Annotated in this window: 5 protein-coding genes; 4 read left to right on the top strand and 1 reads right to left on the bottom strand. The window is 62.9% G+C overall.

All coding sequences use genetic code 11. The annotated features are described in order from the left end of the window. Positions 1-1,648: 1,648 nt before the first annotated feature. Positions 1,649-2,413: a hypothetical protein gene (locus EHS19_RS02020; RefSeq protein ID WP_151916156.1), complete on the bottom strand. Its 765-nt coding sequence runs from the start codon at positions 2,411-2,413 to the stop codon at positions 1,649-1,651. 403 nt (positions 2,414-2,816) lie between these two features. Between EHS19_RS02020 and EHS19_RS02015 the strand changes: the two genes are divergently transcribed. From EHS19_RS02015 to valS, 4 genes are all read left to right on the top strand, one after another. Then, the gene (locus EHS19_RS02015; protein ID WP_175578247.1) at positions 2,817-3,617 is read left to right on the top strand and encodes a winged helix-turn-helix transcriptional regulator; all 801 of its coding nucleotides are present in this window, start codon (positions 2,817-2,819) and stop codon (positions 3,615-3,617) included. A gap of 30 nt (positions 3,618-3,647) precedes the next feature. Then, positions 3,648-4,307: an endonuclease III gene (nth, locus tag EHS19_RS02010; protein WP_175578246.1), complete on the top strand. Its 660-nt coding sequence runs from the start codon at positions 3,648-3,650 to the stop codon at positions 4,305-4,307. Between the two features lie 139 nt (positions 4,308-4,446). Next, positions 4,447-5,991 carry an ABC transporter substrate-binding protein gene (locus EHS19_RS02005; protein ID WP_151916154.1) on the top strand — a complete coding sequence of 515 codons (1,545 nt, stop codon included), beginning with the start codon at positions 4,447-4,449 and terminating at the stop codon, positions 5,989-5,991. Between the two features lie 102 nt (positions 5,992-6,093). Continuing rightward, on the top strand, positions 6,094-8,865 hold the full coding sequence (gene valS, locus EHS19_RS02000; RefSeq protein ID WP_151916153.1) for a valine--tRNA ligase: 2,772 nt from the start codon (positions 6,094-6,096) through the stop codon (positions 8,863-8,865). Positions 8,866-9,541: the final 676 nt, after the last annotated feature.

Here is a 9,541-nt window from a genome sequence, read left to right as displayed (position 1 = left end):
ACGCCCCCCTGACACGTACGCCTGACACAGCACTGTCCAAAAACGTTGGAATTCCGCCATTTTGTATTTATTCAACACAACGATGGTTTTCTCGCGGTTTATCATCGGCAGCCACGCGATGAACAAACAGGCGATTTTTGCATCGCGTGGCTGACCGATTTGTCACGTCACATGATGTAACCGATCACAACTAGTCGCGTGACTGCAAAAACGACACACGCAACACAATGTAATCGGTCACATCGCATTGCGTGGCTGAATTCGCAGTCACGCAATGAAAAACAGGCGGACCTGCGGGAAGCGAGTGGGATACAACGCGATTCGGGCGTTGTTTTGTGTTGCATCCCACGAATCAGTGGGACGCAACACAATGTCATGTCGATTCATTTGGTCACAGGGAGCGGGGTCGGTCACGGGGAGCGGGTCGCTCCCCGTGACCGCTTGATGAAAAGCTTGGTATTTCAACGTTTTTGGCACCCTAGTCACAGGGCGCGGGCGCTCCCAGTGACCGACCCCGTCCCAGTGACGTGGAGAACGAGTATTATCGACGACAGCAGACAGCACAAGCCGTCTCACTGTAGAGACGGAACACCAATCAGACCACTTCAGATTTCGGCATCGCGTGGCTGACCGAACAGCCACACCACACGATGTGACCGATCACATTGGTGGTTTTGCTGGACGTTATTGACGATTCGGCGTTCTTTATGGTCGATATTGCAATTCAGGGTACGAAATGGACGCTGAGTCCGGTCCCAGCGTCCATTTCGTACCCCCAATCTCGATTTCGACCATTTGCGCCCGTCATGTGCGACACACGACATGAGGAAAGGGCCCGTCGGTAACCAGCCGCGGGCCCTTGGAGAGGAAGAAGGAAGAGAAGAAGGGGTTCAATTATAATTATGGGATTCCGGTTGGAATCTCGTCACCCTTTCGGATGACATCTTCTATTAGAGTCGGCCGACCTTGCGAAATCATGCCGCGATCACTCGAATCGGCGCAGAATCCCGTAATGATTACGTCAGCGAATCCTGAATAATGGCTGATCATGCTCGACTGATCAGCCCCGGCAAGCTTCGCAATGGTCACAGGGAGCGCCCGCGCCCTGTGACCGACATCGTGAAAACACTGCAATATCAAGGGTTTGCACCCCACGGTCACGCGGCGCGGGCGCGCCCTGTGACCGAACGCGCGCCCTGTGACCACCGTCAGACGAGCGTCCCAATTGATTGAGTGGCACCGATCCCCTATAAGCCCCTATGAAGAAGGGCAGGCGCGAAGGAGGCAACAGGAGAGACGACGGTTGGAATCCTCAATCACATGCGGCCAAGCGCGCGACCGACCAAGCGCGCGACCGGCCAAGCGCGCGACCGACCAAATGCAAGACCAACCACATGCTGATGATCCGTCTCACCAATAATCAAGGGCTCTGTCTTCCGTCTCTTCCCCAGTCGGTTTCGCTGCCAGCTCCCCTCGCCCGGGAACACGCCACTCAGAGATCTGCGAGACGGGCCACTAGACCGCGAAACGAACCATCCGCAAAACGGATAAACCGCGACATCGACCACCAGCAGACCGCCAGCAGACCGCCAGCGAGACAAACCACAAGAAACCCAGACCACCAGCGCGACAGACCGAATCAGATGAGTCAGACCAGCGGCACCACCACGGTGGCGATCGCCAATAGCGGCCCGGCGAGCAATGCCGGCAGCACGACGATGCCAAGCCAAGGAGCGCGGGCGCGCTCGTCGGGATCCGCCTCGGCAACCCACCAACGCGAAGCGACGGTAAGCCCCACGATCAGCGCTCCAAGAACAACGACCGAAGCGATCATCGCCACGTCATTAGCACCCGTATCCGGCAACGCCATGTATTCCGGCAATGCCAGCCAACCCGGGGCAAGCACCATCGCGACGCCTTCCAATACGCTATGCGACAGTCCGCGAATCAGATGCGAGCGCTCCGCTCGCGCCATCTGACGAATGAACGACACCACGATCAGCACGACCAGCAGTCCGCCGACGCCGGCGAACCATGCAATCAGCCGCGACATCCGCGGATCGGACGCGGCCACTCCGGACGCGACCACTCTGGCAACACCGCCGTCACCAAGCGCGGACAGCGCATTCGCCAGCACATCCGTACCTGCGAACACCAGCGATGCGGCACCGAGCAGCACGGCGGCCACATGCCCCGCCATGCCGTCGCGCAGCGGCGAGCACACCACGAACACGGCCATGAGCACTACGAGCCATGCGCCGATGCCGATCAGGCCGGCACCGCCGGCGGCCAACACGGCAAACGGCATCAACGCGACAATGGACAGCGCCGTGGCGTATCCGCTGGAAAACGGCGCACGCGCTCCGCCGACCTTCGCCATGTCAGCCGTTTGCAAATCCGTGTCATGCGCCATGTTCGCTCCTTGCATCGCCTCGTCATCACCAACGCTCCGCGCCAGCGAATCCGCCCTTCGGCGATTCGCGCGCGTCACTTGGGTCCATCCTATCGTCAATGCCGCCATGCACCGCGCAGCCGACTCGCCGCGCAACCGACTCGCCAAACCGCAACCAGCGTAGCCGCCAACCGCAACAGACCGCCGCAACCAATCCCCGCCAGCCGCCACCAGCCGCGCCAGTGTCGCGCAACCAGCCCCACACCACCGCCGTGCGACCAAGCCGCAGCAGTCAGCTTTCACCTCGCATTTGTGTCCATATCGTGCGCATACAATGAACCGAAATCAACGAACCCGTTACCATACGGGCGTATCGTGATTCCGCAGGACTATCAGGGGGCGAACAGTGACGGATCTTACGCTGATGACATTTGCCAGTGATCCCGCGACCGTACTGCCCTCGCTCGCGCTGCTGTCGCATCGGGTGCGCGTTTTGCCGATGGATGCGGCCAGCCTCGTCAAAATGCCGGAGAACACCATTCTGTTTCTTGACGCACGAGACGATCTGGCCACCGCCAAGACCCTGTGCCGGCTGATTCACGCGTCCGGCCTGTCGACCCCCATCGTGCTGATACTGACCGAAGGCGGATTCACGGTGGTCAATTCGCAGTGGGGCATCGCCGATGTCGTGGTGTCCACCGCGTCGCCAGCCGAGGTGGAGGGGCGACTGCGGCTCGTTTCCGAACGCGGCAACGCTCCTTCGATGCCGGCGTCTGGCAGGGTCGGCGGCGATGCGCGCGTCTCCACGGAGGACGGGCAGATCCGCTCGGGCAATCTGGTGGTTGACACCAACGGATACACCGCGTCGCTGCGCGGCAGGCCGATCGATCTGGCATACAAGGAGTTCGAGCTGCTCAAGTATCTCGTGCAGCATCCCGGCCGCGTGTTCACCCGCGCCCAGCTGCTGCAGGAGGTGTGGGGATACGACTATTACGGCGGCACGCGCACCGTCGACGTGCACATCCGGCGTCTGCGCGCCAAGCTGGGCGGCGAATACGAGCATCTCATCGGCACAGTCCGCAATGTGGGATACCGCTTCGATCCGCCGGAAAGCAACATGGCTGACGCGGCAGCCGATGCCGATGCAACGGCACATGCACACGCGGCGAACGCGACAGCCGGCGATCCCGGCTCCGATGCCGCCGCGAACGTGACCGGAGCATAACCATCCCGCCGCTGCACCCCATACACACCCATGCCCAGAGAAACCAAACGCGCCCGACTCGAACGGATGCACAGCGAATACGCACTGCTGTGCGAGCTGTATCCGGCGCCGAAATGCGCGCTCGATTTCCGCTCCCCCTGGCAGTTGCTGGTCGCCACGGTGCTCAGCGCGCAGACCACCGACAAGCGCGTCAATTCGGTCACACCGGAGCTGTTCGCCGAGTTTCCCGATGCGGCTTCGCTGGGTGCGGCCGCTGGCGAGCGGGTTGAGGACATCATTCATCCGCTGGGCTTCTTCCGCGGCAAGGCGCGCAATATCATCGCGTTGTCGGCCGCGTTGACGCAACGCTACGGCGGCGAGGTGCCGCAATCGATGGATGCGCTGACGTCGCTTCCCGGCGTCGGTCGGAAGACCGCGAACGTGGTGCTCGGCAACGCGTTCCATATTCCGGGATTTCCGGTGGACACGCATGTGATGCGGCTGACCGGGCGGCTGCGATGGCGTGACGATTGGCGCGATGTGCACCCGGATCCGGTGCGCATCGAACGGGAGATCACCGCCTGCTTTCCGCCCGAGGAGTGGACGGATCTGTCCCACAGGCTGATATTGCATGGTCGGGCGGTATGCCATGCGCGCAAGCCCGACTGCGCGGCGTGTCCGCTGAGCGACACCTGCCCGTCGGCGGCGTGAGCAGCGGCGGGACGCGGCGCGGCGGGACGGCGGCGCGAACCGCGGCATGGATCACCGTACAAACCGCAGCATAAACCACGGCCGCATGCGAGGCACGCAAGCACAGTCAACCATCAGGCATCCGTTTATACTGGTGACCATGCATAGGAAGCACAGCAGCGCGCTGATCAGCTGGCTGATTTTCACGGCGGTTCTCGTGGCGTTGTCCGCCATCGTATGGGTGGGATGGTCGCTGGCGAATCATCGCAGCATCATTCCGCAGTCGCCCGATTCGTACTCCGTCCAGTCGGACAGCGCGATCACCGTGGGGCTGAAAGGCTCACCGCAGTCGCTCGACATCCGCTCGAACGGCGATCAGGAGATCGAACGCGCCCTGATCGGCAACGTGTACGAGACGCTGGTGAGCCGAAGCGAGGACAATACGCTTGAACCGGGGCTTGCGCAACGCTGGGAGATTTCCAAGGACGGGCTGACGTACACGTTCACGCTGCGTGAGGGAACCAGCTTCTCGAATGGCGACAATCTCGATGCATCCGACGTGATTCTCTCGCTGCAGCAGCTCGTCAAGCGCCAGTACATCGGCGCGGACGCGCTCAAGGATCTCAAAAGCGTGTCGAATCCCGATGCGCGCACGGTGGTCATCACCCTGTCCAAACCCAATCCGCAGCTGCTGCGCGCGCTGAGCGGCCGCGCCGGCATCATCTATGACGCCGACGTCACGCTGTCGTACGAATCCAAGGCGCTCGGCTCCGGCCCGTTCGTCGTCACCGGATTCGAGAAGGGATCGACGATCTCGCTGGAGCGCAACGAGCGTTATTGGGGCACGGCGGCGAAGACCGGACACATCACCCTGCGCTACTACGGCGACGACAAGCAGCTGTCCAAGGCGCTCACCGACGGCACGGTGAACGTGGCGTTCGGTCTGCCCGGAGCGACCGCGCAGTCGCTTGGCAAGGCCAATCCGGGACTCACCGTCGAATCGGGAACCACCACCACGAACGTGATGCTGGCGCTCAACAACTCCACCGACTCGATCTTCTCCGACCAGCAGGCCCGTCAGGTCATCCGCCACGCGGTGGACAACGCGTCGATCGCCAAATCCCAGCCCGACGCGGCCAAGGCGCTTGGCGGACCGATCGGACCGCTGTCGCCGGGATACGAGGATCTGACCGGCCTGTTCCCGTTCGACCAGAACAAGGCCGTGTCGATGATCTACTACTTCGCGGGCGCCGCCGGCTATTTCGGTACGCTCGACTTCGTGGTGCCGCAGCGCTATGCGGCCATCGGCAATACCGTCACCGAGCAGCTGCAGGCGGTCGGCCTGAGCGTGAACATGGAAACGGTCGATGATGCGACTGCCGCGAAACGGCTGAAAAGCGGCGACTACACGCTGATGGTCACCACCGATGCGATCGTCGGCGACGCAAGCGTGTTCGGCTCGTCGAACAATCTGCTGCACTACAACAGCGGCGAGGCGCAGCAGGCGTGGAAGGCAGCCGAAGCCGCGACGAACGACGATGACTATCGCAGCAGGCTCGCGGCGTACGCGAAGATCGTCAGTCAGGATGCGGCGAGCGACTGGCTGTATGCGGAGCGCGCCTGGGTGGCGGCCGATTCCAAGATCAGCGGATATCCGAAGAATCTGACCGACGAGCGACTGCCGCTGGCCAATCTGCAGATCTGATACGGCGGCGATGCGGCGGTGATGATGCGGCGATGATGCGGCGATGATGCCGGGCGATGCGGCCGCCCGCCCTTGTCAGCTTACGCGCATAAAATCGCGCGTATGAGTGAGAGCACCATCATCAACGCAAACCTGACCCCTCTGCCCGACAAGGTCGGCGTGGACGGTCTGGAAGACAAGTGGCGCGCCGTCTGGGACGAGGACGGCACCTACAAGTTCCGCGACACGCGCGACCGCAAGGCCGTGTACTCGATCGACACCCCGCCGCCCACCGTCTCCGGCCATCTGCACGTCGGCCATGTGTTCAGCTACACGCATACCGACGTGATCGCCCGCTACAAGCGCATGCGCGGCTTCGACGTGTTCTACCCGATGGGCTGGGACGACAACGGCCTGCCCACCGAGCGCCGCGTGCAGAACTACTACGGCGTGCGCGTCGACACGTCCCTCAAGTACGATCCCGATTTCAAGCCGCCGTTCGAGGGCACCGACGGCAAGAAGATCGACGCCAAGGATCAGGTGCCGATCAGCCGCAAGAACTTCATCGAACTGTGCGAGCAGCTCACCGCCAAGGACGAGAAGCAGTTCGAGGCGCTGTGGCGTTCGCTGGGCCTGTCGATCGACTGGTCGCAGACCTACCACACCATCGGCGAGCATCCGCAGCGCGTGGCGCAGAAGGCGTTCCTGCGCAACCTCGCGCGCGGCGAGGCCTACCAGCAGGACGCGCCCGGTCTGTGGGACGTGACGTTCCAGACCGCCGTGGCGCAGGCCGAGCTTGAGTCGCGCGAATACCCCGGCTTCTATCACAAGGTGGCGTTCCGCTTCGAGGACGGCACCCCGATCTACATCGAGACGACCCGCCCCGAGCTGCTGGCCGCCTGCACCTCGCTGATCGCCAACCCCGACGACGAGCGCTACAAGCAGTACTTCGGCCAGTACGTCTACTCGCCGCTGTTCAAGGTGAAGGTGCCGATTCTGGCGCATCCGGCCGCCGAAATGGACAAGGGCGCCGGCATCGCCATGTGCTGCACCTTCGGCGACGTGACCGACGTCGAATGGTGGCGTGATCTCAAGCTGCCGACCCGACCGATCATTCAGCGCAACGGCCGCATCATCATGTCGGTTCCGGATTGGATCACCGATGAGGGCGGCAAGGCGATCTTCGAGGAGACCGAGGGCAAGACCACGTTCTCCGCCCGCAAGATCATCGTCGACCACCTGCGCGAATCGGGCGATCTGGATGGCGAGCCGACGCCGACCAAGCGTATGACGAACTTCTACGAGAAGGGCGACAAGCCGCTCGAGATCGTCACATCCCGCCAGTGGTACCTGAAGAACGGCGGCACCGACGCAGCACTCAACGCGCAGCTGATCGAACGCGGCAAGGAGCTGAACTTCCATCCCGACTTCATGCGCGTGCGCTACGAGAACTGGGTGCACGGCCTCAACGGCGACTGGCTGATCTCCCGCCAGCGCTTCTTCGGCGTGCCGTTCCCGCTGTGGTATCCGGTGAAGGAGGACGGCTCGGCCGACTATGATCATCCGATCACGCCGCGCGAGGATCAGCTGCCGATCGACCCGACCAACGACGTGCCGGACGGCTTCACCGAGGATCAGCGTGACGTGCCCGGCGGCTTCACCGCCGAGCAGGACATCATGGACACGTGGGCGACCTCGTCGCTCACCCCGCAGATCGTGACCCGCTGGGAGGAGCCCGGCGAGGAGAACCAGGCGCTGTTCAAGGCCACGTTCCCGATGGATCTGCGCCCGCAGGGTCAGGACATCATCCGCACCTGGCTGTTCAGCACCGTCGATCGCGCGCATCTGGAGAACCACTGCCTGCCGTGGGCGCATGCCACGCTGTCCGGCTGGATTCTCGACCCCGATCACAAGAAGATGTCGAAGTCGAAGGGCAACGTCGTCGTGCCGGACAAGCCGATCAAGCAGTTCGGTGCCGACGCGGTGCGCTACTGGGCCGCGGCCGCACGACTCGGTCTCGATGCCACCTACGACGAGGGCCAGATGAAGATCGGCCGCCGCCTCGCGATCAAGCTGCTCAACGCGACCAAGTTCGCGCTGGCGATCGGCCGCGAGGACGAGAACCATCACGTGGGTGCCGCCGCCACTGCCGAATGGAATCCTGCCGATGTGACCGAGCCGCTCGATCGTGCGGCGATGGCCAAGCTGGCTCTGGTGGTGCGTCAGGCGACCGACGCGCTGGAGGCCTATGAGCATTCCAAGGCGCTGGAGGTCATCGAAAGCTACTTCTGGCAGTTCTGCGACGACTACATCGAACTGGTGAAGAACCGCGCCTACGGCACTGCGGACGCGCACGGCAAAGTGCCGTCAGAGGCGGCCGTGAAGTCCGCGCGCACCGCGCTGGGACTCGGCCTTGACGCCTTCGCACGCCTGCTGGCGCCGTATCTGCCGTTCGCCACCGAAGAGGTGTGGAGCTGGATGCATGCCGATGCCGGTTCCGTGCACCGCGCCGCATGGCCCACGCCCGAGCCCTACGTGCAGGCCGCGTCCGGCGTCTCCCCGGAGACGCTCGCCTGGGCAGGCAAGGCCGTCGAGCAGCTGCGCAAGATCAAGTCCGAGGCGAAGGTCTCGATGAAGACGCCGATCCTGTCGGTGGCGCTGTCCGCCGCCAAGGAAGGCGTTGACGCGATTCGCTCCGCCATCGACGACATCGCGCAGGCCGGTCGTGTGGTCGGCAAGTTCGATCTCAACGAGAAGCACGCCGAGGAGGCTGCGGCCGATGCGGGTGCTGCCGATGCCGGCGCAGGAGCGGGCGTTGGTGCTGGTGCGGCCGACACCGATGTCGTGTCGATCGACGGCAGCGAGCTCGGTGAGCCGCCTGTTAAGCAGAAGTAAGAATACTTCTGCTTAACAGGCGGCCCTCGCGGCTGCTCCATAGCGGCAGCCGCTCACCTCACCTACGGGAAGCCCACCGGGCTTCCCGCTACACGGCTCGGCCTGTGAAGCAGAAGTAAGGCGCGTGCCTCACCGGAGGCCCTCGCGGCTGCCACAGAGCAGCCGCTCACCTCACCTACGGGAAGCCCACCGGGCTTCCCGCTTAACGGCTCTCCTCCGGCCCCGCAATCAAGGACTCGCCAACGGCGAGACCCAACCCATTCTCGTTCGGCAATCGCCTCACTCGAACCTCGCCTACGGGAAGCCCACCGGGCTTCCCGCTTAACGGCTCGGCCTGTTAAAATCCTTGCGCAAACCAGCTGCTTAGCGCACCCGCTGCTTAGCGCAAGGTTTTCTCGGGATTTACCTTGAGCTCGAGATTCTCTTGCGCTGGGACGCCTCGTAGCGCAAGAGAATCTCGAAATAGCCGTTTTCTTCGAGAAATCCTTGCGCTAATCGCTGTCTCAGCGCAAGGATTTCTCGAACTCAGGCATTGTTTCGAGATTCTCTTGCGCTGAGACGCTGGAAGGCTGTGCCTTATGAAGGTGGTGTCTCATAGCGCAAGGATTTCTCGGGATTCGCCCCAAGTTCGTAAAATCCTTGCGCAAACCCGCTGCTCAGCGCAAGGATTTCTCGG

It is taken from the genome of Bifidobacterium jacchi, from assembly GCF_009078285.1.
In the GTDB taxonomy this organism is placed as follows: Bacteria; Actinomycetota; Actinomycetes; order Actinomycetales; family Bifidobacteriaceae; genus Bifidobacterium; species Bifidobacterium jacchi.
This window is presented reverse-complemented; position numbering and strand designations above follow the sequence as displayed.